This window comes from Kribbella sindirgiensis (assembly GCF_004331435.1).
In the GTDB taxonomy this organism is placed as follows: Bacteria; Actinomycetota; Actinomycetes; order Propionibacteriales; family Kribbellaceae; genus Kribbella; species Kribbella sindirgiensis.
Window position 1 is genome coordinate 90,360 of the sequence record NZ_SJKA01000014.1, and the last position, 24,427, is coordinate 114,786.

Annotated in this window: 31 protein-coding genes and 1 riboswitch; of the genes, 17 read left to right on the forward strand and 14 right to left on the reverse strand. The window is 69.4% G+C overall.

Translation table 11 applies throughout. The annotated features are described in order from the left end of the window. Positions 1-51 precede the first annotated feature (51 nt). Positions 52-660, forward strand: a complete 609-nt coding sequence (locus tag E0H50_RS31790; protein ID WP_131294526.1) for a rhomboid family intramembrane serine protease — start codon at positions 52-54, stop codon at positions 658-660. Here E0H50_RS31790 and E0H50_RS31795 read toward each other — a convergent pair. Next, positions 653-1,573, reverse strand: coding sequence for a threonine/serine dehydratase (locus tag E0H50_RS31795; protein WP_131294528.1), 921 nt, complete (start codon positions 1,571-1,573; stop codon positions 653-655). The genes E0H50_RS31790 and E0H50_RS31795 overlap by 8 nt on opposite strands. Before the next feature lie 49 nt (positions 1,574-1,622). Between E0H50_RS31795 and E0H50_RS31800 the strand changes: the two genes are divergently transcribed. Beyond that, positions 1,623-3,509 (forward strand): propionyl-CoA synthetase, encoded by a 1,887-nt coding sequence (locus E0H50_RS31800; RefSeq protein WP_131294530.1) that lies wholly within the window; start codon positions 1,623-1,625, stop codon positions 3,507-3,509. On the opposite strand, the gene E0H50_RS31805 is transcribed toward E0H50_RS31800, so the two are convergent. Further along, positions 3,474-4,256, reverse strand: coding sequence for an alpha/beta fold hydrolase (locus tag E0H50_RS31805; RefSeq protein WP_131294532.1), 783 nt, complete (start codon positions 4,254-4,256; stop codon positions 3,474-3,476). The genes E0H50_RS31800 and E0H50_RS31805 overlap by 36 nt on opposite strands. A 17-nt stretch (positions 4,257-4,273) precedes the next feature. Here E0H50_RS31805 and E0H50_RS31810 point away from each other — a divergent pair, with 17 nt between their 5' ends. Together E0H50_RS31810 and E0H50_RS31815 are read left to right on the forward strand one after the other, a co-directional pair. After that, complete coding sequence (locus E0H50_RS31810) at positions 4,274-4,924, forward strand: SDR family oxidoreductase (protein ID WP_131294534.1); 651 nt, start codon at positions 4,274-4,276, stop codon at positions 4,922-4,924. Positions 4,925-4,965: 41 nt separating this feature from the next. Next, positions 4,966-5,397: an OsmC family protein gene (locus E0H50_RS31815; protein WP_131294536.1), complete on the forward strand. Its 432-nt coding sequence runs from the start codon at positions 4,966-4,968 to the stop codon at positions 5,395-5,397. Positions 5,398-5,401: 4 nt separating this feature from the next. On the opposite strand, the gene E0H50_RS31820 is transcribed toward E0H50_RS31815, so the two are convergent. Genes E0H50_RS31820 through E0H50_RS31830 form a run of 3 tightly spaced genes read right to left on the reverse strand, consistent with a single transcriptional unit; the run spans position 5,402 to position 7,494 of the window. Next, complete coding sequence (locus tag E0H50_RS31820; protein WP_131294538.1) at positions 5,402-6,178, reverse strand: SDR family oxidoreductase; 777 nt, start codon at positions 6,176-6,178, stop codon at positions 5,402-5,404. Beyond that, positions 6,175-7,014, reverse strand: a complete 840-nt coding sequence (locus tag E0H50_RS31825) for a hypothetical protein (protein ID WP_131294540.1) — start codon at positions 7,012-7,014, stop codon at positions 6,175-6,177. The genes E0H50_RS31820 and E0H50_RS31825 overlap by 4 nt, the downstream gene beginning before the upstream one ends. 18 nt (positions 7,015-7,032) lie before the next feature. Next, complete coding sequence (locus tag E0H50_RS31830) at positions 7,033-7,494, reverse strand: Lrp/AsnC family transcriptional regulator (protein WP_131294542.1); 462 nt, start codon at positions 7,492-7,494, stop codon at positions 7,033-7,035. Positions 7,495-7,587: 93 nt separating this feature from the next. Here E0H50_RS31830 and E0H50_RS31835 point away from each other — a divergent pair, with 93 nt between their 5' ends. Further along, complete coding sequence (locus E0H50_RS31835; protein WP_131294544.1) at positions 7,588-8,439, forward strand: TIGR03619 family F420-dependent LLM class oxidoreductase; 852 nt, start codon at positions 7,588-7,590, stop codon at positions 8,437-8,439. A 5-nt stretch (positions 8,440-8,444) separates the two neighbouring features. Continuing rightward, positions 8,445-8,870, forward strand: a complete 426-nt coding sequence (locus tag E0H50_RS31840; protein WP_131294547.1) for a nucleoside deaminase — start codon at positions 8,445-8,447, stop codon at positions 8,868-8,870. Positions 8,871-8,904: 34 nt separating this feature from the next. Here E0H50_RS31840 and E0H50_RS44025 read toward each other — a convergent pair whose 3' ends face one another. After that, a complete protein-coding gene (locus E0H50_RS44025; protein ID WP_238151483.1) occupies positions 8,905-9,504 on the reverse strand; it encodes an LppU/SCO3897 family protein in 600 nt (199 codons plus the stop codon). A 15-nt stretch (positions 9,505-9,519) separates the two neighbouring features. Between E0H50_RS44025 and E0H50_RS44030 the strand changes: the two genes are divergently transcribed. Beyond that, the gene (locus tag E0H50_RS44030) at positions 9,520-9,822 is read left to right on the forward strand and encodes a hypothetical protein (protein WP_238151485.1); all 303 of its coding nucleotides are present in this window, start codon (positions 9,520-9,522) and stop codon (positions 9,820-9,822) included. A gap of 96 nt (positions 9,823-9,918) precedes the next feature. Here E0H50_RS44030 and E0H50_RS31850 read toward each other — a convergent pair whose 3' ends face one another. Further along, positions 9,919-10,878, reverse strand: a complete 960-nt coding sequence (locus tag E0H50_RS31850) for a helix-turn-helix transcriptional regulator (RefSeq protein ID WP_131294551.1) — start codon at positions 10,876-10,878, stop codon at positions 9,919-9,921. Between the two features lie 93 nt (positions 10,879-10,971). On the opposite strand from E0H50_RS31850, the gene E0H50_RS31855 reads away from it, so the two are divergent. The 5 genes from E0H50_RS31855 to E0H50_RS31875 all read left to right on the forward strand — a co-directional run bounded on the left by E0H50_RS31855 (position 10,972) and on the right by E0H50_RS31875 (position 15,002). Further along, a complete protein-coding gene (locus E0H50_RS31855; protein ID WP_131294553.1) occupies positions 10,972-11,949 on the forward strand; it encodes a helix-turn-helix transcriptional regulator in 978 nt (325 codons plus the stop codon). Next, complete coding sequence (locus E0H50_RS31860) at positions 11,949-12,653, forward strand: alpha/beta fold hydrolase (protein ID WP_131294555.1); 705 nt, start codon at positions 11,949-11,951, stop codon at positions 12,651-12,653. The genes E0H50_RS31855 and E0H50_RS31860 overlap by 1 nt, the downstream gene beginning before the upstream one ends. Beyond that, positions 12,635-12,940: a DUF1905 domain-containing protein gene (locus E0H50_RS31865; RefSeq protein ID WP_202868417.1), complete on the forward strand. Its 306-nt coding sequence runs from the start codon at positions 12,635-12,637 to the stop codon at positions 12,938-12,940. Before E0H50_RS31860 ends, E0H50_RS31865 begins: the two co-directional genes overlap by 19 nt. Positions 12,941-13,463: 523 nt before the next feature. Beyond that, positions 13,464-14,015, forward strand: coding sequence for an isochorismatase family protein (locus E0H50_RS31870; RefSeq protein WP_131294557.1), 552 nt, complete (start codon positions 13,464-13,466; stop codon positions 14,013-14,015). A gap of 8 nt (positions 14,016-14,023) precedes the next feature. After that, positions 14,024-14,102: riboswitch (ZMP/ZTP riboswitch) on the forward strand. A gap of 24 nt (positions 14,103-14,126) precedes the next feature. Continuing rightward, entirely contained in the window at positions 14,127-15,002 is an 876-nt protein-coding gene (locus E0H50_RS31875) for a metallophosphoesterase family protein (protein ID WP_131294559.1), read from the forward strand. Positions 15,003-15,081: 79 nt separating this feature from the next. Here the strand turns inward: E0H50_RS31875 and E0H50_RS31880 are convergent, their stop codons facing one another. Together E0H50_RS31880 and E0H50_RS31885 are read right to left on the reverse strand one after the other, a co-directional pair. Further along, positions 15,082-15,723: an HAD family hydrolase gene (locus E0H50_RS31880; protein ID WP_131294560.1), complete on the reverse strand. Its 642-nt coding sequence runs from the start codon at positions 15,721-15,723 to the stop codon at positions 15,082-15,084. Between the two features lie 37 nt (positions 15,724-15,760). After that, positions 15,761-16,639 (reverse strand): LysR family transcriptional regulator, encoded by an 879-nt coding sequence (locus E0H50_RS31885; protein ID WP_131294562.1) that lies wholly within the window; start codon positions 16,637-16,639, stop codon positions 15,761-15,763. A 74-nt stretch (positions 16,640-16,713) separates the two neighbouring features. Here E0H50_RS31885 and E0H50_RS31890 point away from each other — a divergent pair, with 74 nt between their 5' ends. Beyond that, positions 16,714-17,223 carry a cysteine dioxygenase family protein gene (locus E0H50_RS31890; protein WP_131294564.1) on the forward strand — a complete coding sequence of 170 codons (510 nt, stop codon included), beginning with the start codon at positions 16,714-16,716 and terminating at the stop codon, positions 17,221-17,223. 17 nt (positions 17,224-17,240) lie between these two features. Here the strand turns inward: E0H50_RS31890 and E0H50_RS31895 are convergent, their stop codons facing one another. After that, positions 17,241-18,194, reverse strand: coding sequence for an aldo/keto reductase (locus E0H50_RS31895; protein ID WP_131294566.1), 954 nt, complete (start codon positions 18,192-18,194; stop codon positions 17,241-17,243). A gap of 72 nt (positions 18,195-18,266) precedes the next feature. Between E0H50_RS31895 and E0H50_RS31900 the strand changes: the two genes are divergently transcribed. Beyond that, entirely contained in the window at positions 18,267-19,097 is an 831-nt protein-coding gene (locus E0H50_RS31900) for a phosphotransferase (protein WP_131294568.1), read from the forward strand. Here E0H50_RS31900 and E0H50_RS31905 read toward each other — a convergent pair. Continuing rightward, positions 19,086-19,550, reverse strand: a complete 465-nt coding sequence (locus E0H50_RS31905) for an NUDIX domain-containing protein (RefSeq protein ID WP_131294570.1) — start codon at positions 19,548-19,550, stop codon at positions 19,086-19,088. The two genes, E0H50_RS31900 and E0H50_RS31905, sit on opposite strands and share 12 nt — an antisense overlap. A 104-nt stretch (positions 19,551-19,654) precedes the next feature. Here E0H50_RS31905 and E0H50_RS31910 point away from each other — a divergent pair, with 104 nt between their 5' ends. Genes E0H50_RS31910 through E0H50_RS31920 form a run of 3 tightly spaced genes read left to right on the forward strand, consistent with a single transcriptional unit; the run spans position 19,655 to position 21,271 of the window. Next, complete coding sequence (locus E0H50_RS31910; RefSeq protein WP_131294572.1) at positions 19,655-20,050, forward strand: tautomerase family protein; 396 nt, start codon at positions 19,655-19,657, stop codon at positions 20,048-20,050. A 1-nt stretch (position 20,051) separates the two neighbouring features. Then, the gene (locus tag E0H50_RS31915; protein WP_131294574.1) at positions 20,052-20,531 is read left to right on the forward strand and encodes an NUDIX domain-containing protein; all 480 of its coding nucleotides are present in this window, start codon (positions 20,052-20,054) and stop codon (positions 20,529-20,531) included. 8 nt (positions 20,532-20,539) lie between these two features. Next, positions 20,540-21,271 carry a DUF3626 domain-containing protein gene (locus E0H50_RS31920; RefSeq protein ID WP_238151488.1) on the forward strand — a complete coding sequence of 244 codons (732 nt, stop codon included), beginning with the start codon at positions 20,540-20,542 and terminating at the stop codon, positions 21,269-21,271. Here the strand turns inward: E0H50_RS31920 and E0H50_RS31925 are convergent. From E0H50_RS31925 to E0H50_RS31935, 3 genes are all read right to left on the reverse strand, one after another. Then, the gene (locus E0H50_RS31925; RefSeq protein ID WP_131294578.1) at positions 21,256-22,482 is read right to left on the reverse strand and encodes an RNA polymerase sigma factor; all 1,227 of its coding nucleotides are present in this window, start codon (positions 22,480-22,482) and stop codon (positions 21,256-21,258) included. The two genes, E0H50_RS31920 and E0H50_RS31925, sit on opposite strands and share 16 nt — an antisense overlap. Continuing rightward, a complete protein-coding gene (locus tag E0H50_RS31930) occupies positions 22,479-22,805 on the reverse strand; it encodes a YciI family protein (protein WP_131294580.1) in 327 nt (108 codons plus the stop codon). The genes E0H50_RS31925 and E0H50_RS31930 overlap by 4 nt, the downstream gene beginning before the upstream one ends. An 89-nt stretch (positions 22,806-22,894) precedes the next feature. Continuing rightward, positions 22,895-24,415, reverse strand: a complete 1,521-nt coding sequence (locus E0H50_RS31935) for a serine hydrolase domain-containing protein (RefSeq protein ID WP_131294582.1) — start codon at positions 24,413-24,415, stop codon at positions 22,895-22,897. Between the last annotated feature and the right edge of the window lie 12 nt (positions 24,416-24,427).

Below are 24,427 nucleotides of genomic sequence, written 5' to 3' on the forward strand. Positions count from 1 at the left end.
CGCCGCGCCTGTCACAGGCTGAGATTTGCGCCGATACGGCATCGTTGGGGTATGAGCTTCCAGACTCCGGCCAAGCGCACCGGGCGGGCGGTGGACACCGCCCGGATCGGCAGTGGGCTGAAGCTGCTCGTCGTGCTGGTGGGGCTGATGTGGCTCAGCGAGGTCATCGACACCGTGACGAACGGCGCGCTGGACCAGTACGGGATCATCTCCCGCGAGCCGCGCGGCCTGATCGGGATCCTGACCGCGCCGTTCCTGCATCTCGGGTTCGGTCACCTGGTCTCGAACACGCTGCCGCTGGTCACGCTCGGCGCCCTGATCGCGGTCAGCGGCGCGGCCCGGCTGTTCGCGGTGACCGCGATCGTGACGGTGATCGGCGGGTTCGGGACCTGGCTGATCTCACCGCCGAACACGATCACGATCGGCGCCAGCGGGCTCGTCTTCGGGTACGCGTCGTACCTGATTCTCCGCGGGCTGTTCAACCGCCGGCTCGGTCAGGTGCTGCTCGGGATCATCGTCGTGATGGTCTGGGGCAGCGCACTGTTCAGCGGGCTGCTTCCCCAGGACGGGATCTCCTGGCAGGGTCACCTGTTCGGCGGTATCGCCGGTGCGCTCGCTGCCTGGGTCCTGGCCGACGACAAGCAGCGACGCGTCAAGTGAGTGTGGCGGGGTCGGTGTTCGCCCCGCAGACGACCACGACCACCCGCTCGCCCGCGGCCGGCCGGTAGGCGCCGGACGCAAGGGCCGCCCAGGCGACTGCTCCTCCGTGCTCGGTTGCCAGGTGGTAGTCGCGCCAGAGCTGCTTGCGGGCGGCAACGATCGCGTCGTCGTCGACGAGGACGGACTGCACGTGGTGCTCCTGGACCGCGTCGAAGGCGAGGGTGCCCAGGCGGCGTGCGCCCAGCGAGTCGGCTGCTACGCCGCCTACCGGGCCGTCTGTCGGTGCTCCGTCTTGGAGGGCCCGGTGCATGGTGGGTGCCTGTGACGGCTCGACGCCGACGACCTGCGCGTTGTCGCCGATGGCGGTCGCGATGCCGCCGATCAGGCCGCCGCCGCCGACCGCGACGAGGACCGTGTCGAACCTGCCGGCCTGTTCCAGCAGTTCGAGCCCGACCGTGCCCTGCCCGGCGACGACCTCTGGCTGGTCGTAGGCGTGCACCAGCAACGCACCCGTCTCGTCCCGCGCCGCGAGCGCCGCCTGGTACGCCTCGGCGTACTCCGATCCGACCTGCACGATGTCGGCGTCGAGGGTGCGGAGCTTTCCGAGCTTGGCGGCCGGGGTCGTCTCGGGGACGAAGATCCGGGCCGGTACGCCGAGTTCGCGCGCCGCGTATGCCGCCGCCAGCCCGTGGTTGCCACCGGACGCGGCGACGATGCCCTGCCCGGTCAGCTCACCGCTGTCCTTCGCGGTCAGCAACCGGTTGAACGCTCCGCGCGGCTTGAACGAGCCGGTGTGCTGCAGCAGTTCCAGCTTGAACGTGAGCCCCGGCGCCACCTCGATCACCGGCGTACGGCGTACCCGCCCGGCGATCCGTTCCGCGGCCTGCTGCACGTCGTCGAGGCTTACCGTCATGCTCCAACCCTGCCACGATGGGGAACAGCCGACGGATGGAGGCCAGGGTATGGGCAGGTACGAGGAGAGCTACCGGCGGAGCCTGGGCGACCCGCACGGGTTCTGGCTCGAGGCGGCCGAGGCGATCTTCTGGACGAGACCGCCGACCCAGGCGCTGGACGCGACCGGTGCGCCGATCTTCCACTGGTTCCCCGACGGCGTGCTGAACACGTCGTACAACGCGCTCGACCGGCACGTCGAGGCAGGTGACGGCGGCCGTACGGCGCTGATCTACGACTCCCCGGTCACCGGAACGGGCCGCACCTACACCTACGCCCAGCTCCGCGACGAGGTGGCGCAGTTCGCCGGCGCACTGGCCTCCCTCGGCGTCGGCAAAGGTGACCGCGTCATCGTCTACATGCCGATGATCCCGGAAGCCGTCGTCGCCATGCTCGCGTGCGCCCGCCTCGGCGCGATCCACTCGGTCGTCTTCGGCGGCTTCGCCCCGCGCGAGCTCGCCGCCCGCATCGAGGACGCCGGCCCGAAGGTGATCGTCGCCGCGTCGTGCGGGATCGAGCCGGCTCGCGTGGTCGAGTACAAGCCGATCATCGACGAGGCGCTGACGATCTCGTCGCACCAGCCCGAGCACACGATCGTGTTCCAGCGCGAGCAGGCCCGGGCTGAACTGGGCGAACGGGACCTCGACTGGACGGCGCTGACCGCGAAGGCGCAGCCGGCCGGGCCGGTACAGGTCGCGGCGACCGACCCGCTCTACATCCTCTACACCTCCGGCACGACGGGACGTCCGAAGGGTGTCGTCCGCGACAACGGCGGCCACGCGGTCGCGCTCGCCTGGACGATGCGCAACGTGTACGACATCGGGCCGGGTGACGTGTGGTGGACGGCGTCCGATGTCGGCTGGGTCGTCGGCCACTCGTACATCGTGTACGCGCCGCTCCTGGCCGGGGCGACCACGGTCCTGTACGAGGGCAAGCCGGTCGGGACGCCGGACGCGGGCGCGTTCTGGCGGGTGATCTCCGAGCACGGCGTGAAGGCGCTGTTCACGGCGCCGACCGCGATCCGCGCGATCAAGAAGGTGGATCCCGGGGCGGCGGAGCTGGCGAAGCACCCGCTGGACATGTTCCGGACGCTGTTCCTGGCGGGGGAGCGGCTCGACCCGGAGACGTACCACTGGGCGCACGAGCATCTCGGCGTACCGGTGGTCGACCACTGGTGGCAGACCGAGACCGGCTGGCCGATCGCTGCGAACCCGCGCGGGCTCGAGCCGCTGCCCACCAAGCCGGGCTCGGCGACCGTGCCGATGCCGGGCTGGGACGTGCGGATCCTCGACCCGAACGGCAAGGAACTGCTGCCGCACGAGGAGGGCGCGATCGCGATCAGGCTGCCGCTGCCGCCGGGCGCGCTGCCGACGCTGTGGGGCGACGACCAGCGCTACATCGACAGCTATCTCCAGGAGTACGACGGCTACTACCTGACCGGCGACGGCGGGTTCATCGACGACGACGGCTACATCTTCGTGATGGGCCGCACCGACGACGTCATCAACGTCGCCGGGCACCGCTTGTCGACGGGCTCGATCGAGGCGGTCGTCGCGGCGAACCCGGCGGTCGCGGAGTGTGCGGTGATCGGCGTGCACGACCCGCTCAAGGGGCAGTTGCCGCGGGCCTTCGTCGTCCTCAAGGCGGGCGCGACGGTGCCGGACGACGTACTGCGGGACGAGTTGGTGGCCGCCGTACGACGCGAGATCGGGCCGGTCGCCGCGTTCCGGGACGTGTCGGTGGTCGACGCACTGCCCAAGACCCGGTCCGGGAAGATCCTGCGCCGGACGATGCGCGGGATCGCCGACGGCCGCGACGAACAGGTCCCGTCGACCATCGAGGACCCCGCCGTCCTGGACGCGCTACGTCCGGTCCTGCGCGGCGGCCAGGAAGGTTAGGACCGCCAGGCTTGCGACCGACCGGAACTCGTGGAAATAGGCGTGCCGGGCGCCGGTGACGAGTTCGGCGCGGGCCCCGGGGATCCGGTCGGCGAGCAGTTGCGCGTTCGCGACCGGACTGAAGATGTCGTCGGTGCCGTGCAGGATCAGCGTCGGCGCGGCAATGGTCGGCAGGCCGTCCCACGCGTCATGCCGGTTACTGGCCACCAGATGCCTGCCTTTGGCGTACGACGGCATGGACCCGTCACCGAGCACGTAGTACGGACCGGGGTTCTCAGCGAGCCACGCCGGGGTGTACATGAGTTCGAGCAGCACGCGATCGCTTCGCTCCGGATCGGCCAGCGCCTTGCGGATCTCCTGGCTGCGCTCGTACCCGTGCGCCGCGCCGGGCGAGGTGCAGCCCAGGACCAGGGCGTTGACCCGCTCGGGATGCTTGATCGCCAGCCATTGCGCGACCCGCCCACCCATGGACGTCCCGTACACGTGCGCGCTGTCCAGGCCGAGATCGTCGAGCACCGCGACCACGTCGTCCGCGAACCCGGGCGTGCTGTAGACCTCGTCCGGCTTGTCGCTCTCGCCGGTTCCACGCCAGTCCAAAGTGATGGTTCGGTAGTGCGCTTCGAAATCCGCCCGGATCGGATCCCACCACGTGTGGTTGTTGGACTGCCCGGCGAGCAGGACAAGTGGTTGCCCGGTGCCCCGAACCTGGTACGCGATCCTCGTCCCGTCAACGGTCGTTGCGTGCACAGAGATAGTCTGCGGGTATGCGAGTCGTGATTGCGGGTGGACACGGGCAGATCGCGTTGCGGCTGACGCGGTTGCTGAGCGCCGACGGGCATCAGGTGGTCGGAGTCGTGCGGAACCCGGACCACGAGGCCGACATCGCCGCGGCCGGCGGGCAGGCCGCCGTACTCGACCTCGAGCAGGCCGACGCCGGCGCCGTGGCCGAGGTACTGACGGGCGCGGACGTGGCGATCTTCGCGGCGGGCGCCGGTCCGGGCAGCGGGAAAGCGCGCAAGGACACGGTCGACCGCGGTGCGGCCGCGCTGTTCGCGGACGCTGCCGAGCAGGCCGGCGTACGGCGGCACATCCAGGTCGGCTCGATCAACGCGGAACTCGCCCCGTCGCTGACCGACGACGAGACGTTCACGGTCTACCTCCGGGCCAAGTGGGCTGCCGAGGAGGACCTGCGCGCCAGGGACCTGGACTGGACCGTCCTGCGGCCCGGCAGCTTGACCGACGACCCCGGGACCGGCACGGTGTACCTCGCCGCCAAGACCGGTCGCGGCCGGATCACCCGCGACGACGTCGCGCTGGTACTGGCGGGCCTCTGTGACACCCCGGCCGCGATCGGCCGGACGCTCGAGCTGATCGGCGGGGACACCCCCGTCGCCGAGGCGCTTGAGAACCTCTGACCCCCTATGGCGTTGCCACAAGCAACAGAATGTGACGGGACATGGCTGACACACTCCGGCAGGTAACTTTCGAGCGGCTCGCGAACAGCAGCTACGAGGTGCGGAACGCCCGCGGCGGGAGCATCACGGTCGGCTCGGGCGGTGCGGACACCGACTTCACGCCGGTCGAGCTGCTGCTGGCCGCGATCGGGACCTGCTCGGCGATCGATGTCGACATCGTGGTCAGCCGGCGGGCCGAGCCGACCGAGTTCAGCGCGGTGGTCCGCGGCGACAAGATCCGGGACGCCGAGGAAGGCAACCGGATGGAGAACCTCGCCGTCGAGTTCACCATCAACTTCCCCGAGGGCGAGGACGGCGACAAGGCCCGCGAGGCGCTGCCGCGCGCCGTGAAGATGTCGCACGACCGCCTCTGCACGGTCAGTCGCACCGTCGAGCTCGGCACGCCGGTCACCACGACGGTCAACGACGCCTGAGCAGTCAGGGGAGTAGGAACTCGCTTGCCGGCCGAAGCCGGGTCTTCAGGGCTTCCTGAGTACGGCTGCAGTCGAGACGGATGTCCGACGGCGTACCTGGCGTGAACGGCAGCGCCTGTGGGTCGAGACCGTCGCGAACGGCGATCAGTCGGCCGAGGTCGAGTCGGCTGAGCGCTTCGGGGCCGGCCACGTGGGTGACGCCGATGACGTCTGACATGAGGAGCTCGAGCAGGGCCGTCGCGAGGTCGTTGACGTGGACCGGGCAGCGGATGTTGTGGGTGTAGAACGCACCGGGTTCGCCGGCCGCGAGCCGTCGTACGCGCCGTTCCTCCTCCGAGTGACCGTCCGATCCGACGATCAGCGAGGTCCGCGCGATGATCGCCTCCGGTGTGATGGCGCGGATCGCCGTCTCGGCCGCCGCCTTCGCCGCGCCGTACGCCGTGATCGGGCAGGGTGACTCGTGCTCGGCGTACGGCGTTTCCCGAGGCCCGAAGACCGCATCGCTCGACACGAAGACGAGCCTCACGCCCTCGGCCGCCAGCGCGACGTTGACAGCGCCGTCCGCGGTGGTCGCCCAGTCGTCCTGCCGGTAGGCGGTGTGGATGATCCCGTCCGGGCGGACGCTGCGGATCACGTCGCGGACGGCGTCGCGTCGCCGTACGTCGAGTTGCACCCCACCCGGCATCTCTTGCGAGTGGTACGTCGGGACCACCTCGTGGGTGCCCGTGCGCAGGAGTTCACGCCCCAGGAGACCAGCGGCCCCAGTGACGAGCAACCTCACGCGACCAGCTTATGACGCTCCAGCCGCCAGCCGGCAGTCCGCGTGGCGCGCTTCACTTCGGCGACCGTCCGCACCTTCCGCGGCGTCATCCAGGACTGCGACGGCTTGTGGATCATCCATCCGTCGCCGATGGTCAGCGCCGCGTGCTGGACCAGCCGCGCGGCGTCACGCCAGACGAAGACAGTGCCCGGTACGTCGTCTTTGCCGCCGCGGTCGGTGTGGTTCGCCAACCATTCCTCGAAGGGCTCGCGCACCATCCACACCGACTCGGCGCCGTCGACGCCGCAGCCCGCCATCACGGTGCCGAAGCAGTTCGGCCCGCTGCCGTCCGGAAACGTGCCGGCCAACTCGCGCACGCGGGGCAGCGCCGCGGGCCAGGACCTGACCTCGGCATGCCGGCTCGGCCCCAGATCCTGGCTCACGACGTCAGGCAGCACGCGCGCCGGCTCGCGCAGGAGCGACTTCCACCAGACGAACCGATACCCGTCCGCCTGCTGCCACACCTCCGCCCCGACGATCCGCGACCACTTCCGCACCGTCGGAACCGCCCCACGGTCGTAGCCGACCTGCGCCCGCACCAGCGCCGCCCGCGCCGCCTTCGGCAAGGCGTCGTACGCCTCCTGGCGCAGCCAAGCAGTCCGAGCGGCCTTGGGGTCGACGGCGTACGTCCGGTAGGTGTCGCGATCCTCCCGGCTCGGCTCGCGGTCTTCCGTCGTCAGCTTCCAGGCGCTCGCCTGCTTCCTCGTGACGAAGAACGGCTGCTCGTCCGGCGCGAGCCAGTCGACCCATCGCTCCAGCAGGTCAGGCGTGACGTCGATCCCCAGCACCTTGAGCACCGGGTAACGCTCTCATCCTCACGCCTGATCGGTCACTGGCTTTTGCGGGCCGCGATAGCGCTGGGTCTGTGAGTAGACGAGGTTCGTGGTCGTGCTGCCGAAGTCGGTCAGCTCGTTCACGAGTTCCTCGAGGTGCGGCATCGACGCGGCGGCGACCTTCAGCGTGTAGCAGTCGTCGCCGGTGGTGCGCAGGCACTCCAGGATCTCGCGCCGCTCGGCGAGCAGGCGGTGCAGCGGCTCGTGCTTGTTGCCCGGGTACTTCAGCCGGACGACGGCCAGCACCGGGTAGCCGACCTTCGTCAGGTCGACCTCGGCGCGGTACCCGGTGATCACGCCGATCGACTCCAGCCGGCGCACCCGCTCGGTGGTCGCCGAGGCGCTCAGGTTGACCCGCTTGCCGAGTTGCGTCAGGGACATCCGGGCGTCGTCCTGCAGTTCGCTGAGGATCGCCCAGTCGGTCGGATCGAGACTCTCGGTCATACGCACAATCTACCGTCGATTCCCCGGCGAACGACGACGTACGCCGGGAGGAATGTCTTCAGAAGTGCGTCGCCGCCTGGATAGCCTGAGGGCGTGGAACTTGGAGTGAATGTGCCGAACTTCGGCCCGGGAACGAACCCGGCGCGGCTGCGGGACTGGGCGCGCGTCGTCGAGGGACTCGGGTACGACCTGCTGATGGTGTCGGACCATGTGGTGATCACGCCGGATGTCGCGGAGCAGTACCCCGCGCCGTTCTACGAACCGTTCACCACGCTGAGCTGGCTGGCCGGGATCACCGAGCGGGTCCGGCTGGGCACGACCGTGCTGATCGCGCCGTACCGGCATCCGTTGCTGGTGGCAAGGATGGCGGCGAACCTGGACGCGCTGAGCGGCGGGCGGCTGGTGCTCGGCGTCGGGGTCGGCTGGGCGCGGCAGGAGTTCGAGGCGCTCGGCGCGGAGCATGCGCGCCGCGGCCGGGACACGGACGAGCTGCTTGCCGAGCTGCGGCGCGTCTGGGCCGACAAGGCGGACTACGGCGACGCAGCGGTCCCGATCTGGGTCGGCGGTTCGAGTACGGCGGGGTTGCGCCGGACCGTCCGGTACGGCGACGCGTGGCACCCGCTCCGGCAAACGATCGAGCAGCTCCGGTCGGGGCTCGATCGGCTGCGGACGGTCGCGGCGGAGGAGGACCGGCCGCTGCCAGGGTTCGCGCCGCGGATCCTGCTCCGGCTGACGGACGAGCCCTTGCCCGACGACGATCGGGTGGCGGGGGAGGGGTCGATCGACCAGGTGATGCGAGACCTCGCGGTACTGCGGGAACTCGGCGCGCAGAGCGTCGTACTCGATCCGTTCGTCGGCGATCCTGACGAGACCGAACGGCCCGAGACGGCCTGGCAGGCGCTGGCGACGATCGCCGCGCGACGAACTGGACTGGAGACCACGTGACACCTGTGACACCTGAGGCAGAAGGATTCCTGCGCCGTGCGATCGCGCTCGCCGCGGAGGCACGCAGCGGCGGGAACCCGCCGTTCGGCTCGCTGCTGGTCGGCCCGGACGGCGCCGTGCTGATCGAGGAGCGGAACACCACGCTCACCGAAGGGAACATCAGCTTCCACCCGGAGCTGAAGCTCGCGGTCTGGGCCGCCCAGCACCTCGCGCCCGAGGTCGCGGCCGGCACCACCATGTACACGAGCTGCCAGCCGTGCGGGATGTGCTCGGGAGCGCTCGCGAGATCCGGCCTCGGCAAGGTCGTGTTCGCGCTGTCGGGTGAACAGCTCGACGGACTCAAGCCGGCCGGCGGCTTCCCCGAGGTACCGCTGGAAGGCCCGGCGCTGTACGACGAGGCGCGCGTGCCGGTCGACGGGTACTACAGCTGAGGTGTGGGGTCCCGTCGCCGGGACCCCACACTCGCTACTTCACCGGGGTGAGGCAGAGCGTGTACTTCGTCGAACCGCTCTGGTAGACGTACGACGCCTCGGCGTTCTCGCCGCACTGGCTGTCGTCGGTCGAGTCGTCGATCTTGTCGACGATCTTGTACTCGGCCTCCGAGGACCCGCAGTCGACGACCTTCACGTCCGGATTGACCGACGTGCCCTGGTTGACGACGCACGCGCCGATCTTGGCCTTCGACTCGGTCGAGTTCAGGTTCGCGAACACGATCACGCCGATCAGCGCGATCGGCAGCAGCAGACCGAGGATCGCCGGCCGCTGGAACAGTGGCTTGCCCGGGTCCATCGGGCGGCCCGGACCCGGCGTGGGCTCGGGCAGACCCTTGAACTTCTGCATCGGGCCGATGTTCATCAGCATCGTGATCGGGTTGATGATCGACGAACCGATACCCCACCAGCCCTGCCAGAGGCTCTTCGCGGTCATGTCGCGCACCGACGCGACCCCGCAGGTCCGGCAGAACGGCCCCTGCAGCTTCAGGAACCGCATGATGATGATCAGGCCCTGGTGACCGCGCACGGTGGCCTCGGTCGCCGGGTAGCCGCCGCAGAAGCGGCAGGCCATCTGACCCTGGGGTGCATGCCCCTGCTGGGGGAACGACTGGTCCTGCTGGTACTGCTGCTGACCCTGGTACTGCTGGCCCGGGTACTGGCCCTGCGGCGGGTACTGCTGACCGCCGTCCTGCGGGAACGTCTGGCCGGCCTGCTGACCGCCGTACGGCTGCTGGTACTGACCCGGCTGCCCCGCGTACTGCTGCTGACCGGGCTGACCATGCTGGGGCTGACCCGGCTGCTGGTACTGATCCGGCTGCTGGGGCTGGCCCGGCTGGCTGTACTGCGGGAACTGCTGCTGTGGCGGACCGTAGCCGTCCGGCTGACCTGAGTACGGGTTCTGCGGCGGCTGGGGAGGGGATGTGGTCACGGATGGTTCCTGAGGCTGATTGAGGGGCGGTGTCGGGACACGATGAACCATGGCACCTTACTCATCCCGGTGGTCCACCGCGGCATAGCGCTGCGTCAATTCCCGGCCAAGACGCGCCAGCTCCGCCTGCACCGACGGCGGATCCACGACCTCGATCGACCCGCCCCAACCGGCCAGATGCTGCGCGATCATCAACGGCGTCGGCGCGGTCACCTTGAGCCGGACCCGGTCGCCGTCGGTCCCGTCGACCTCGCAGTTGCGGCCGAGCCGGTCCCGCATCACCCACACGAACCGTTCGTCCATCAGGACAGTTGCCGTCAGCCCCGATCGGCGTTCCTCCATCCGTTCGACGATCTCCGCCCACGCCGACGACAGCTCGAACCCGTCCGGCCGCTCGAAGGTCTCGCCGGTCGCCTCGGTGTCGACGACCCGGTCGATCCGGAACGTCCGCTGCCCCTTCTCCGTCCACGCGATCAGGTACCAGACATCGTCCTTGTCCACGAGACCGAGCGGATCCACCACCCGCTCCGACGTCTCCCGGCCGCGTCCCGAGTACACCAGCCGGACCCGCTCCCGCCGTACGACGGAGTCCTGCAGGCGACGTACCAGCTCCGGGCGTTCCTTCACGTGCTCGCCCCAGCGGGCCGGGTCGATCACGACCGCCTCGGCCGCGGCCTGCGCGTGTTCGCGGAAGGTGCCCGGCAGTGCCTGGACCAGCTTGCGCAAGGCCGCCTTCGCGTCCGGCGCGATCGATGCCGCGGGCCCGACCAGCAGGAACAACGCCTGCGCCTCGGTCGCCGTCAGGCCACTCAGATCGGTCCGGGCACCGCCGACCAGCTGCCAGCCGCCGTTGCGACCTGGCTGCGGATAGACCGGGATGCCGGCCGTCGACAGTGCCTCCAGGTCCCGGCGCGCGGTCGCCACCGAGATCTCCAGCTCCGCCGCGACGTCGGCCGCGGTCACCCGGCCCCGGGCCTGCATCAGCAACAGCACCGCCACCAACCGATCCGCGCGCATGCCCCCGATCGTCGCAGACAAACCGCTCACCGTCTGAGCAGTTAAAACGGGCTACCCTCAGATCCGGACGGACTTCTTCCGGAATGGTGACTGATGGCGTACGACGTGAGCCCGACGGCGCGGACCTTGATGGTCCTGGAGCTGATCCAGAACAGCCCCGGGATCACCGCGGAGCAACTGGGGGACAAGCTCGGCGTCTCCGAGCGCGCGGCTCGCCGGTACGTCGCGATCCTGCGCGAGGCCGACATCCCGATCGAGTCGGTGCGTGGGCCCTACGGCGGCTACCGGGTCGGACGCGGTCTGCGGCTGCCGCCGCTGATGTTCAGCCCGACCGAGGCGCTCGGCCTGTTGATGGCGGTGCTCGAGGGACCGCGCGGCGCCGCGGATCCGGTCGAGGACGCCCTTGGGAAGATCGTCCGGGTGCTGCCCGAGGCCGTCGCCCGGTCGACCGACGCGATCCGCCGGGTCCCCGCGCGCGGCCCCGATCCCGGGGCCCGGACCCCGGATCCCGAGATCACCGCCGCCCTCGTGTCGCACAGCGCGGACGCGCGGCGCGTGACGATCGGGTACCGGCGGCACCAGGACGAGTGGTCGATGGACGTCGACCCGTGGGCGGTCGTCGTACGCCGGGGTCGCTGGTACCTGCTGTGCTGGTCGCACGCCAAGGACGCCCGGCGCGTGCTGCGCGTCGACAAGATCACCAAGGTCGAGGCGCAACCGGCGTCGTTCGAGCCACCGGCCGATCTCGATCCGCTGGCCGCCGTGGAGGAACACCTCGCGCTCGGCTGGCGGTACCCGATCGAGGTCGAGATCGACGCACCTCTGGCGGATGCGGCCTGCTGGATCCCGCGCAGTATGGGTCGTCTGGATCCCATCGACGACAACCGCACCCGGCTCCTGGCCAGCACCGACGAGCCCGACTGGTACGCGTCCCACCTCGCCGAGATCCGCGCCCCGTTCCGCATCATCGGCGGCCCCGAACTGCTGGCCGCCGCCCAGTTCCTCGCACGACGCCTACTGGCCGCGAGCACAGAGCCGCTCGACGATCCCAGCACCGACCTGCCCGGCTGATGCTCATCTGGGGATCCGGCGACCGCGTGGCGCTCCTCGTCCACGGCATGCGCGGCGCCGCCTCGCAGTACCACGCGGTCGGCCCCGCGCTGGCGGCTCGCGGCTACCGGGCGGTCGCGATCGACCTGCCCGGTCACGGCGACGCTCCACGTGCCCCTGACGCGACGATGGAGCTGTTCGTCGACGCCGTACTCGCGGCCGTCGATACCCCGCCTGCGCTCGCGATCGGCCACTCACTCGGCGCGATCGTGCTGTCCCACGCGCTGCCTCGCCTCCGGGCCAGTCGCGTCGTGTACGTCGACGTACCCTTCTCCGGCCCGTCCACCGACCCACCGGCACCGGCCGCGGAACTGCGCGAACGCTTCACGACCTCCCGCGCCGCACGCACAGTGGAGCGGCTGGCTCCCCGGCCCGGTTGGTCCGCTGAAGACTGCCGGGTCGAGGCGGAGGCGGCTGCTCGGTTCGACGTCGAGACGGCCGTCGCGCTTGAGCGTTCGTACATCGGACAATCGGTCGAAAGGCCGGCGGTGCCGTCGCTGGTGGTTCGGGCCGACCCGAGCCGCTACGTCTCGCCGGAGCGGGCGCGGGAGCTGGAAGAGATGGGATTCTGGGTCCGGACGGTGCCGGGTGCGGGGCATTCGGTGTGGTACGGACACCTCGACGAGTTCATGGGAGTGCTGGACGAGTGGCTGGAAGCGACCTGAACGACATCGAGTTCGCCGGCGAGATCTGGTACTGGCGCGGGCCGGCGCCGTGGTACTTCATCACTGTCCCGGACGAGGAGAGCGCCTACTTCGAGGCGGAGTCGAACTTCGTCACGTACGGGTGGGGAATGATCCCGGTGACCGCCGAGATCGGCGCGAGCGTCTGGGACACGTCGATGTTCCCCAAGGACGGGCGGTACATCCTGCCGGTGAAGGCCGCCGTACGGCGGGCGGAGGATCTCGACGACGGCGACGTACCGACCGTTCGGCTGCGGTTGCGAAGCTGACCCGTACCGCGTGGTCGCTCTCGCTCCCCAAACCAGTTCGGGGACCATCTCGTCCGGGATCGGGGAGCCCTGCACCCCGGATACGGGAGGTGATCCTCCCCGAACCGGTTTGGGGCCCCGCGGCCCTTGGGAAGTGGTGGGTGGGACGTGGGGGTTCGCTCGGCTGCCCGGTCCCGGGGCGGACCCGAAGAGCGGGGATACAAAGTTGCATATCGCGACGGTTTCGTTCCCACCAAGACAGCTCACGCGGGCCGACGACGCAGCCCGCTGCCGGGGCACCCTTCGCACGAGAAGGCCGCCGGACCCGTTCTATCCCGCTGGTGACCGACCGCCAGACCGATGGTGGGGGGTGGGGACAGGCAATGGTGACCGGGGACGGGCAATATCAGGTGCCCACTCACCATTGCCTGTCTCACGACCCCGGATCGGGCTGGTCATCACCCACACATCGGACAGGAGAGCCCTCAAAGACTGTCGGCGGTCGGGTCTAGCGTTCGCCGTACACGTTTGGAGAGGAGCCGAGATGTCCACGTTGTCCGATCGGCCGCACACGGCCGTGCTCGTGATCGACGTCCAGAACGGTGTCGTGGGGGAGGCGTACGAGCGCGATCGCGTCGTCGCCAACATCAGCACCCTCGTCGGCAAGGCCCGCGCCGGGGGAGTCCCGGTCGTCTGGGTCCAGCACTCCAGCGAGCACCTCGTGAAGGACAGCGCCGAGTGGCAACTCGTGCCCGAGCTGTCCCGGGAGGGCTCGGAGTCGCTCGTCCACAAGACGTACGCCGACAGCTTCGAAGCGACCGACCTGGAAGACGTCCTCGCCCGCGCCGGCATCGGCCACCTGATCGTCAGCGGCGCGCAGACCGACGAGTGCATCCGCTCGACGATCCACGGCGCGATGGTCCGCGGGTACGACGTGACCCTGGTCGCCGACGCCCACACCACCGAGGACCTGACCGAATGGGGCGCGCCGACGCCCGACAAGGTCATCGCCCACACCAACCTCTACTGGGAGAACCACCGAGCGCCGGGCCGCACCGCCACCGTCCAGAAGACCGATGAGATGACCTTCGGCTAGCCGTTAAGGTGGCCGTACACGACTGGCGAGGGTGGGCCGGACCACCGGGGAGTGACGTGACAGGCATCGACCGCCTGGGTGCCTAAGGCAACGACATCGAGGAGTCACGTCATGGTCCGGATCCTGCACCTGTCCGACACCCACGTGAGCCGCACCGGCCCGGACGAGGACGGAGTCGACGGAGTCAGCGCGCTCCGCGGTCTGCTGCACGACGTACGGCGGGTTCCAGACCTGGATCTGGTGGTGGTCAGTGGCGATATCGCGGACGACGGCTCGGCCGCAGGCTGTACGACGGTCCGCGACCTGGTCGGCCAGTTCGCCGCAGAGCGCGGCATCCCGCACGTGTACTGCACCGGCAACCACGATCGCCGCGAAGGCTTCACGGCCGCACTCGGCCACGGTCATCTCGGTCCGGACGGCGCACCGATCGGCCGGGCCGCAGGCCTCGACGGCGTGATCGCGGCCGTCAGCTCGGTCGCCGGGCTGCGCGTGATCACCCTCGACAGCCTCGTCCCAGGCGAGACGTACGGCGTACTCGGCCCCGACCAGCTGGACTGGCTAGCAGCCGAGCTGAGCACACCTGCACCGGCCGGGTCGATCGTCGTACTTCACCATCCACCGGTGTGGACGGACGCTGTGCCCTATCAGCGGTCCGCAGTACTTCAGGAGCCTGAGGCCCTAGGCGCTGTCCTGGCCGACACCGACGTGCAGGCAGTCCTGTGCGGACACCTACATCACCAACTGACCGCCCAACTGGCGAACAAACCGGTCTGGGTAACGCCAGGCGTCATCACCCGAATCGACCTCACCGCGCCGAGTGCGCTGGTCCGCGGTGTGCTCGGCGCGGGCGCAACGATCGTCGAGCTCGGCAGAGCGTTCGGCCCGATGTTCCACACCGTGCACGCCCGCGATCCCCGGACCGGCACGGAAGTCTACGTCTACGACCCGCAGACCGGCTCGGACACAACCGAGGAGGTCAGCGCCTGAGAACCTGCAGGACCTGAGTCAGCTCCCGCACCCGCGGTACGTCGGCGTCCGGGTGCCGTCGAGGTCGAACAGGATGGTTTCAGGATCCGAGCCATGCTTCGAAGGCTGGCAGGATTGCGCGGAGGTCTGGGCCGGTGTGGTTGGTGTGGGCGAGGGCTCGGGCCTTTTGGGTTGCGTTGAAGCCGATGGCCAGGCCGACTTCGGCGAACAGCGGGAGGTCCGAGAGGCTGTCTCCGATGGCGGCGCAGCCTGAGAGTGTCAGACCGTGGTTGTTCGCGAAGTCGCGGGCGAAGTCTCGCTTCTTGAACTCGTCGCTGCCGGTCAGTGAGATGCCGGTGTAGATCCCGTCCCGCACCTCCAGCGTCGGTCCGGACGCCTCGACGAAGCCGAATCGCGAGCACAAGAACTCACCGACCGGTCGCCACGCGAGAGTTGCCAGCGCCGGCACGACCTCGTGCGCATGGCACCACTCGACGACCTCGGCGATTCCGTCGACCAGCGGAATGTCCTCGAGCCATTCCCGGATCTGCGCCTCGCTGGTGCCGGCCCAGCCGCGTGCGTCGAGTTCCTCGACCGACCGTGGGTCCATCAGGCCGGCGTCCCAGGCCGCTTCCGCCTCGGCGACCGCCTCCTGGTGGCCGAGGTACCCACCCAGGTACACCGCCGACGAGATCCCGGGCACCAAGGTGCCGTCGACGTCGAAGAACGCAACAGCACGCATCCCACAGATCCTCTCGTCCGGACCGCGCGATCGTACGTCACCGCCCCGCGGACTCCTGTCGCGCGGACTCCTGGAGGGCGCTGACCAGGGCGGCGATCGGCGGTGGGTCGGGCGGTTCGCCGTACGTCGCGGCGTACACGTGGCGTAGGGAACCGGGCAGTTCGCTCGCGGTGATGCCTGCGACGTGGTGGGTGCGCAGCGCAAGGCCCGGCATCGTCGTCACGCCGAGGCCGGCCGCGACAAGCGCCTGCATCACGACCATGTCGTCGGAGGTGTAGCCGATCCGTGGTGCGTAGCCCTCGGCAGCGCACAGCGCGATCAGGTGGCTGCGGCACCGATCGCACCCGGCGATCCAGGTCGCGTCGCGCAGGCCGGCCAGCGTGGACGGTCCGTTCGACAGCACGTACAGCGGATCGTCGACGAGATGGTGCAGCCGTACGCCGGCCGGCTCGGGCGCGGTCTCGTCGTACCGGAAGACGATCGCCACGTCGACCTTCCCGGTGCGGAGCAGCTCGAACGCTTCGGGTGGATGGGTGTCGACCAGGTTGACCTCCAGCCCGGGATGCTTCGCGGCCAGCTGGGCGAGGGCGGCCGGAACGAGTGCTCCGATCGCCGACGAGAAACCGGCCAAACGGATCCGGCCCGCGCTCAGACCGACGTGCGCCGCCAACTCGGCATCGACGGCGTCGATCCGGCCGATGATCTCGGCGGCGCGGTCCGCGAGGAGCCGCCCGGCCTCGGTCAACCGGATGCCGCGCCCGACGCGCTGCAGCAGTTGCGCGCCGGTCTCGGCTTCCAGGCGCGCGAGGTGGTGCGTGACGGACGGCTGGGAGTAGTGCAACTCGCGCGCGGCCGCGGTCACCGAGCCGTGGCGTGCGACCGCGTCGATCACGCGCAACCTCGTGACATCGAGCATGTATCAATTCCATCTATGGGTGAGGACGAAACTTGGCATTAGACGTTATGGGTTGGCCGGAGCAGGCTCAAGACATGACCACAACAGCGATCACCACCAGCGAGCTCACCGACCTGATCAGCGGCATTCGGGGGGCCCTCGAGGAGCACGCCGACTGGACCACAACGGCGCAGCATGTCGGGGCCCGGCTGCGCGAGAACTTCCCGCGCCCCGACGTACTGACCGCCGAACAGCGCCTCGGATCGCCTGACGGCTACCAGAGCCACACCTTGCACGTCGAGCCGGACGGTTCGTTCTCGATCATCGCGGTGGTGTGGCGGCCGGGGCAGCTGACGCGGATTCACGATCACGTGACCTGGTGCGTGGTCGGCGTACTCCAGGGCGTCGAGCACGAGGAACTGTTCGACGCCGACCTGCGGCGGATCGGCGCGAGTGACAACCACGTCGGCGAGGTGAGCGCGTTCGCGCCGCCGGGCGACATCCACCGGGTCCACAACACCTTCGCCGAGACCGCGATCTCGCTGCACATCTACGGCACCGACGTGACCCGGATCGGCTCGAGCGTCCGGCGGTTCTACGACTGACGCCCGAGCCGCATCGGTCAGTCGACGACCGCGTCCAGGACGGCGAGTTCCTCGGCCGACAGCGTGAGCTCGCCGGCGCGCAGGTTCTCCTCCAGGTGGCGCGCGCTCGACGTACCCGGGATCGCGAGCACGTGCTCCCCGCGGCTCAGCGTCCACGCCAACCGGACCTGCGCAACCGTGGCCCCGTGGCGATCCGCGATCTCCTGCACCGGCGCCGAATCAGGCACCCCGCCGGCCTCCCGTGACTCCGCGGTGAGCGTGAAGAACGGGATGAACGCGATCCCCAGCTCACCGCACAGCTGCAAGATCTCGTCATTCACTCGCCCGAACCCCACGCTGTACCGGTTCTGCACCGCGACGACCGGCGCGATCTCCCGCGCCTCGTGCAGCTGCGCGACCCGCACGTTCGAGACACCCAGGTGCCGGATCATGCCCTTCGCCTGCAGCTCGGCCAGGACACCGAAGTGCTCCGCGATCGAGTCCAGGCCCATCTGCCGCAGATACACGAGGTCCAGCGAGTCCACGCCGAGGGCGCGGAGGTCGCTCTCGACGAGGTCCCGCAACTCGTCCGGCCGCGCCAGCCCGTGATCGGTCGGGCCGACCTTCGTCGCGAGCACGAACTCCTCCGGGTACGGCGCCAGCGCGCGACGGATCACGTCGTTCGCCCACCCCAGGCTCTCGAACCGGGTCTCGCCGGCCAGCCCGTGGCTCGGGTAGAACGCCGCGGTGTCGATGTGATTCACCCCGAGCTCGAGGACCCGTCGCAGCAGCGCGATCGCCCGGTCCTGCACGTCGGCGCCGCCGGCCCCGTCGGCCCCGGCGTCACTGCCGCCGCCCGCGAGCCGCTTCGCGCCGAACCCGATCCGCCGGACCGCGACCTCTCCGAGTGTCCAGAATTCGCCGGACTTGCTTTCTGCAATTCCCGGTGATAAGTTAATTGTTAGGGACGCATTCTCCTGTGAATTCTGCATTCGGCCAGGATAAATCCTTCCAAGTAATTCGTCCACCCTTTCCCGCATATTTCTTGCGCTACTCTCGTGCGCGTGGGACTCACCGGACGACAGCAACAACTCCTCGACGACTGGCTACCGTCCGCCGTGATCGTGCGTGACCACAGCTGGGGCCTGATCGGGACGTTGGTCCTGGAGCTCGAGCATCACGGAGTGCGCTACATCGCGAAGGCCGGCGACGAGGCCGACCACCATCTCGCCCGCGAGATCCGTGCCCACCGCAACTGGTTGCGGCCGTGGACCGAGCGGGGGAGCGCCCCCGAAATGGTCCACGCGGACGAGGACGCGAAGCTGCTGCTGACCCGTTTCCTACCCGGTGAGCTCGTCGAAGGAACGCCCTACGAATGGGCGCTCGACACTTATCACCAGGCCGGCGAACTGCTCGCGACATTTCACCGGCAATCCGCCGTACCGGACGACACCTACGAATCCCGTGAGAACCAGCGCACGCTCGCGATACTCGACAGGCCGCACCGGATCGCGCTTGAGCTGGCCGACCTTCTCCGGGCAACGATCGAGGCGTGGCCGACCCCGCCCGCGACGCTCGTGCCGACCCACGGCGACTGGCAGCCCCGCAACTGGCTCATCGACAATGGCACTGTCCGCGTCATCGACTTCGGCCGCGCGGACCTGCGCCCGGCGTACACCGACCTCGTTCGTCTCGCCGCGCAGCAGTTCCGCACTCAGCCGAGTCTGGAGCCGGCGTTCATCACCGGCTACGGCTCGGACCCGCGCGACCCGGCGGCCTGGCAGCGCGCCCGGCTGCGGGAGGCGATCAGCACGGCGGTGTGGGCGCACCAGGTCGGCGACGAGTCCTTCGAGCAGCAAGGACATCGAATGATCGCCGAGGCCTTACTCAAGTAGGCGTGTCAAACGTCCGCGCAGCTCGGGCGGGTAGATCCCGAATCGCTCCAGGTCCGCCGCGTCGGCCCACCGCAGTTCGAAATGATTCGTCGCACAATGCTCCACCGCTTCGTCACCTGACAGTCGCGGTACGCCGTTCACGTCGCTGACCAGGAAGTAGTACGCGGGCCGCCCGTTGTGCGTGCCGGTCCACAGCAACCGGTCCAGCGTGCCGGTCAGCGTCGTCTCCTCCTCGAGCTCACGCAGCGCAGCACCCGCCGCCGACTCACCCGCCTCCACATGCCCACCGGGAAGTACGGCGTACCGATGCCCCTCACACCGAGGCCCCGGTACGTCGCCGTACTCGCACATCACGCACTCCGCGGCCGCCCCCTGCCGCAGGTACCGCTTCACCACCAAAACCGTGCCCGCCTCAACCACAACCGCCGCCCCACGCGGAATCCTCGCACTCATGTCAACGCAGTCTGCCCGCCACCACCGACAGGAATTCGGTCGCCGGAGTGGCTGCTTCGTGATGGGGTCGGGGGTGTTGCTGCCGATTGTGGAAGGATTTGTTGATGCCCAGTGCGCAGATCGAGGTTCGTCGTGAGTACTCCGAGACCGACGAGGCCGGACTGATCGAGGCGGTGCACGGTGCGCTCGTCACCGCGTTCCAGATCCCGCCGCAGGACAAGGATGTGCGTCTGGTCGTCCATGCCCCGCATCGGTTCGCATGCTCGCCGCGGCTGACCACGCCCGAGTTCTTCACCCTCGTCACCGTCGACTGCTTCGCCGGCCGCTCGGTCGACGCCAAGCGCAAGCTCTACACCGAGATCGTCGGCAACCTGAAGCCCTTCGGCATCCCCGCGGACCACGTCACGATCCTCGTCCGGGACCACCCCACCTCGAACTGGGGGATCCGCGGCGGCCAGGCCGCGTGCGACCTGGACCTCGGCTTCAACGTCAACGTCTGACGTGTCACTCCGCTCGGCCCGGCACCTGACGTCGGTCTTCCTCGTGCGCGAGGGAAGCGTGCTGCTCCTCTACCGCCGCGGATCCCGCGCGATCGCCGACTCCTGGGTCGGCATCGGCGGTCACCTCGAGCCACACGAGCTCACCGACCCGACAGCGGCCGCGCTCCGCGAGCTGGACGAGGAGGTCGGTGTCACGGCCGACCAACTCACCGACCTCGCGCTGCGGTACGTCGCCGTACGCGACACCGGCGAAGAGGTGCGTACGACGTACTACTTCACCGCAAACCTCACGGTGCCTGGGCCGACGGACTGCACCGAGGGCGACCTCCGGTGGTTCGATCTGTCAATGGACCCGGCGACGCTCGACATGCCGCCGACCGCGCGGATCGCGTTCGCGCACTGGCTCACCGCCGGCCGGTTCGACGAGCGGCTTCGATTCATCATGGTCGGCGCCGACGGGCGTGAGACGGGGCCGTTCTGATGCTCACGATGCAGTTCCATCCCAATTGGCCGCATGGCGCGCGGACGGTGATCGAGTCGATCGCCGCGGACGGGACCTACCGGTCGCAGTTCGCGACGGGGATCTCCAACGGCGGGCTGACGGCGTTCCGCGGGGGAGACCGGTGGGAGTGGGAGAGCCGGTTGTTCTCCGGGCGGTACGACGACCGACCGGAGCTGGATCGGCCCGTGTACGGGGTGTGGAACCGGCGGCGTGATGCGTACGGCGGCGCGATCCGCTTCGGGTCGTCGTACTTGCGGCTGAAACCCGGCACGATCGAGCGCGCGACGTTCTGCTACCCGGACTCCGCGCGCTCCCCGGCCGACTTCGGCGACCGCGACGTCCTGCCGCGACTGTGCCAACTGGCCGATGCGGCACGCCTCGACGACCTGGACGATTACGTCGAGGCACAGGTGCACGGCGCGGTCCGTCTCGCGATCGACGTCGAGGCGGTGGTCCTCGACCCGTCGTTCATCGGTACGCCGGTGGAGGACGCCGCCCGCGAGCTCGGCTGCCCGATCGAGTACCACCCCGGGTTCCGCGCCGACCCGGCCGCCTTCGATCCGTCGTACCGCGGCGCGGAGATCGTCGACCTCGCCCGCACGCTCGGCCCGGAACTCACCCCTGACCTGCTCGGCCAAGCCGTCCGCGACCATCCGGCGCAGTCGATCAAGTACGTCTGGCACTACCTCGCGCGCTACGGCCGTCAGCTGACCAGCTGATCGCGGCGGCGGCTCAGGTACGCGACCTCGGCTGTGTTCTCGGCCAGCTCGATCGCGGCGTCGTACGCGGCCCGTGACTCCTGGCTGCGGCCCAGCCGTCGCAGCAGGTCGGCGCGCGCAGCGTGGTACGCGTGGTACCCGGACAGCTTGTCGCTCAGCCGGTCGATCGTCGCCAGCGCAACCTCCGGACCGTCGAGCTCGGCGACCGCGATCGCGCGGTTCAGCGCGACGATCGGTGAGCGATCGACGCGGACGAGCTGGTCGTAGAGCGCGACGACCTGTGACCAGTCGGTGTCCGCCGCGTCGCGGGCCGAGGTGTGGACGGCGTTGATCGCCGCGAGGATCTGATAGCGGCCCGGTGGCTGCCGGGTCGCGAGGCGTTCGCGGACGAGACGGTGGCCTTCGGCAACCAACGCCGTGTCCCAGGCACCGCGGTCCTGGTCGCGCAGCGCGATCAGTTCGCCGGTCGCCGACACGCGTGCGGTACGCCGCGCATCGATGAGGAGCATGAGCGCGAGCAGACCCGCGACCTCGCCGTCCTCGGGCAGCAGCACCCGGATCAGCCGGGTGAGCCGAATCGCCTCGGCGGTCAACTCGTGACGGACCGGGTCCGTGTCCGGGCCGGTCGCCAGATACCCCTCGTTGAAGACGAGGAACAGCACCGCGAGTACGCCGGACACGCGTCCCGGAAGGTCCTCCGCGGACGGCACCCGGTACGGGATCCGGGCCGCCTTGATCTTCGCCTTCGCGCGCGTGATCCGCTGGCCCATCGCGGTCTCCTGGACCAGGAACCCGCGGGCGATCTCCGGCACGGTCAGGCCGCCGATCATCCGGAGCGTCAGCGCCACGCGCGTCTCCATCGCGAGCGCCGGATGACAGCAGGTGAAGATCAGCCGGAGCCGCTCGTCGTCGATCACACCGAGGGGCTCGGGCGGTTCGCCGTACGACATCTGAGCCTCCTTCTGCTTGTCGTCACGTTTGCTCTCGCGCCGGATCCGGTCGATCGCCCGGCGGTTGGCGGTGGTGGTCAGCCAGGCGCCGGGGTTGGGCGGTACGCCGTCGGCGGGCCAACGCTCGACCGCCGCCGCGAACGCCTCGGCGGCCGCCTCCTCGGCAATGTCGAGGTCACCGAACCGCCTGGTCAGCGAGGCGACCACCCGCGCCCATTCCTCGTGGTGGACCCGGGTGATCGCTTCGTCGACGTCGCTCACAGGAACGGCCGCACCTCGAGCCGGCGGTTGCACGCCTTCGACGCCGCGGCGGCGAGCTTCAGCGCCACGTCCAGATCCGGCGCCTCGAACACCCAGAACCCGGCCATGTGCTCCTTCGACTCCAGGTACGGCCCGTCGGTGAAGATCGGCTCGCCGTCCCCCCGGGCGTCGATCACCGTCGCGTCGCTCGGCGCACTCAACCCACCCGCGAACACCCAGTGCCCGCCCGCCATCAACTGCTCGTTGAAGGCATCGATCGCCGCCATCTCCTCCGCGGTCGCCGACCCCGTCCGATGGTCAATCACAGAAATCAGATACTGCATCACGATCTCCAGTCCACTCAGCTCAACCCTGCCTACACCCACCCAACGAACCCACCCCCGCCATTCCTACACACCCAGCGGACTTTCTGTCACAGGGGATGCAGGTGGATGTTGGCGTAGGTCGGGGGTGTGCGGGTCAGGTCGAGGGCTTCGCCGGTTGCGGAGATGTACAGGTCGGGGCGGTGGCGGCGTAGGCGGACTGTTCCGCCGTGCCAGTGGTCGAAGAGGTGTACGCCGTTCTCCTTGCGCAACCGGGCCGTGGCGGCGCGGACGCCGTACACGCGGACCGCGTAGTCCCGGTTCCACGGCCCGTCCGCGGCGGCCGGCGCCGGGGCCGGTACGTCGTTGCGATAGCGAACGCCTCCGTCGTCCTCGAGGTACGCCGGGTGTCCAGCGTCGTCGAGGTCGCGGAACCTGAATCGCTCGTGCTCGACCATGAACTCGAGAGGACCGAGGAACCGCACCGGATGCCGGGTCTCGCCCCGGACCAGGAAGCCTCGGTCTCCCTCCACCGCGAATGTGACCTGGTCGGACCCGCTCCCGCTGTAGTTGCCCGCCAGACCGGCCAACGGTCCAGCAGCTACCTCTGGGGGAGGAGTGACCTTTCGCGCAGGTCGGTGCGGGACCACCTCGCGGAAAATCTCCGCGGCGAGCTCCCACTGGAACGGGTGCGTGGTCGAGTTGGTCAGTACGACGACGCCGATCGAAGCGTCCGGCGCCCAGTAGATGTCCGACAGGAACCCGAACCCGCCACCACCATGCCCGCGCACGGGCACACCGTGCGCCTGAGTGACCGCGAGACCGAGCCCATATCCGCGGTCCTCGCCCGGCACCTTGTGCATCTCGGCAAGCAGCGCACCACTGCCCAACTGGAACTGGATGAATCGGCAGGCGTCGTTGACACTCGTGTACAGCCCGCCCGCGGCAACCATCGGGACCCGCACCGGGATGTGCGCGTGGCCCGACGCGTGACCGATCGCACGGTCCTTCTCACGCCGGATCTCCGCTGCGTTGAACGTCGTACGCCGCAAGCCCAGTGGCTCGAGCACCGTCCGGCGTACGAAGCGGTCGAACGGCACTCCGCTGCGCCGCTCGAGAATGTATCCGGCGAGGTCGATCCCCAGATTCGAGTACTGGAAGTGGTGGCCGACGGGGAACCGCAGCCAGGTGTCGGCGATGCTGCGGCAATGGGCGCCGAACGACTCCCGGCCGACGGCGTAGTTCGATCCGACGGGCGCCTCGTGGGTGAATCCAGCAGTGTGATTGAGGAGATGCCGCAGCGTGATCAGACGCTCGGGTCGAGCGTCGAAGGAACTGTTGAGACGCATCTCCGGCAGGTACTCGACGATCGGAACGTCCAGGTCCACCAGCCCGTCCCGGACCGCGAGGAGAACCGCCGTCGCGGTGTACATCTTCGAACACGACTGGACGCCGAACATCGTCTCCGCGGTCACCGGCGCACCGCCGCCGGCCCGCGTACTCCCGAACCCGGCTGACCACAGCATCGAACTCGCGTCACAGATCCCGACGGCGATCCCCGGAACCTGATGCTGCGTCAACAACCCGTCCACACGTCGCTGCAGCCCAGCGATGACCCGCTTGTTCAGCACAGAACGTTTCTA

Excerpts from the sequence above, each read along its gene's own strand:
- E0H50_RS31790 (WP_131294526.1), top strand. The coding sequence starts at position 52 with ATGAGCTTCCAGACTCCGGCCAAGCGCACCGGGCGGGCGGTGGACACC.
- E0H50_RS31795 (WP_131294528.1), bottom strand. The coding sequence starts at position 1,573 with ATGACGGTAAGCCTCGACGACGTGCAGCAGGCCGCGGAACGGATCGCC.
- E0H50_RS31800 (WP_131294530.1), top strand. The coding sequence starts at position 1,623 with ATGGGCAGGTACGAGGAGAGCTACCGGCGGAGCCTGGGCGACCCGCAC.
- E0H50_RS31810 (WP_131294534.1), top strand. The coding sequence starts at position 4,274 with ATGCGAGTCGTGATTGCGGGTGGACACGGGCAGATCGCGTTGCGGCTG.
- E0H50_RS31815 (WP_131294536.1), top strand. The coding sequence starts at position 4,966 with ATGGCTGACACACTCCGGCAGGTAACTTTCGAGCGGCTCGCGAACAGC.
- E0H50_RS31830 (WP_131294542.1), bottom strand. The coding sequence starts at position 7,494 with ATGACCGAGAGTCTCGATCCGACCGACTGGGCGATCCTCAGCGAACTG.
- E0H50_RS44025 (WP_238151483.1), bottom strand. The coding sequence starts at position 9,504 with ATGGCCTGCCGCTTCTGCGGCGGCTACCCGGCGACCGAGGCCACCGTG.
- E0H50_RS44030 (WP_238151485.1), top strand. The coding sequence starts at position 9,520 with ATGCCCCTGCTGGGGGAACGACTGGTCCTGCTGGTACTGCTGCTGACC.
- E0H50_RS31850 (WP_131294551.1), bottom strand. The coding sequence starts at position 10,878 with ATGCGCGCGGATCGGTTGGTGGCGGTGCTGTTGCTGATGCAGGCCCGG.
- E0H50_RS31855 (WP_131294553.1), top strand. The coding sequence starts at position 10,972 with ATGGCGTACGACGTGAGCCCGACGGCGCGGACCTTGATGGTCCTGGAG.
- E0H50_RS31860 (WP_131294555.1), top strand. The coding sequence starts at position 11,949 with ATGCTCATCTGGGGATCCGGCGACCGCGTGGCGCTCCTCGTCCACGGC.
- E0H50_RS31870 (WP_131294557.1), top strand. The coding sequence starts at position 13,464 with ATGTCCACGTTGTCCGATCGGCCGCACACGGCCGTGCTCGTGATCGAC.
- E0H50_RS31875 (WP_131294559.1), top strand. The coding sequence starts at position 14,127 with ATGGTCCGGATCCTGCACCTGTCCGACACCCACGTGAGCCGCACCGGC.
- E0H50_RS31880 (WP_131294560.1), bottom strand. The coding sequence starts at position 15,723 with ATGCGTGCTGTTGCGTTCTTCGACGTCGACGGCACCTTGGTGCCCGGG.
- E0H50_RS31885 (WP_131294562.1), bottom strand. The coding sequence starts at position 16,639 with ATGCTCGATGTCACGAGGTTGCGCGTGATCGACGCGGTCGCACGCCAC.
- E0H50_RS31890 (WP_131294564.1), top strand. The coding sequence starts at position 16,714 with ATGACCACAACAGCGATCACCACCAGCGAGCTCACCGACCTGATCAGC.
- E0H50_RS31895 (WP_131294566.1), bottom strand. The coding sequence starts at position 18,194 with ATGCAGAATTCACAGGAGAATGCGTCCCTAACAATTAACTTATCACCG.
- E0H50_RS31905 (WP_131294570.1), bottom strand. The coding sequence starts at position 19,550 with ATGAGTGCGAGGATTCCGCGTGGGGCGGCGGTTGTGGTTGAGGCGGGC.
- E0H50_RS31910 (WP_131294572.1), top strand. The coding sequence starts at position 19,655 with ATGCCCAGTGCGCAGATCGAGGTTCGTCGTGAGTACTCCGAGACCGAC.
- E0H50_RS31920 (WP_238151488.1), top strand. The coding sequence starts at position 20,540 with ATGCAGTTCCATCCCAATTGGCCGCATGGCGCGCGGACGGTGATCGAG.
- E0H50_RS31930 (WP_131294580.1), bottom strand. The coding sequence starts at position 22,805 with ATGCAGTATCTGATTTCTGTGATTGACCATCGGACGGGGTCGGCGACC.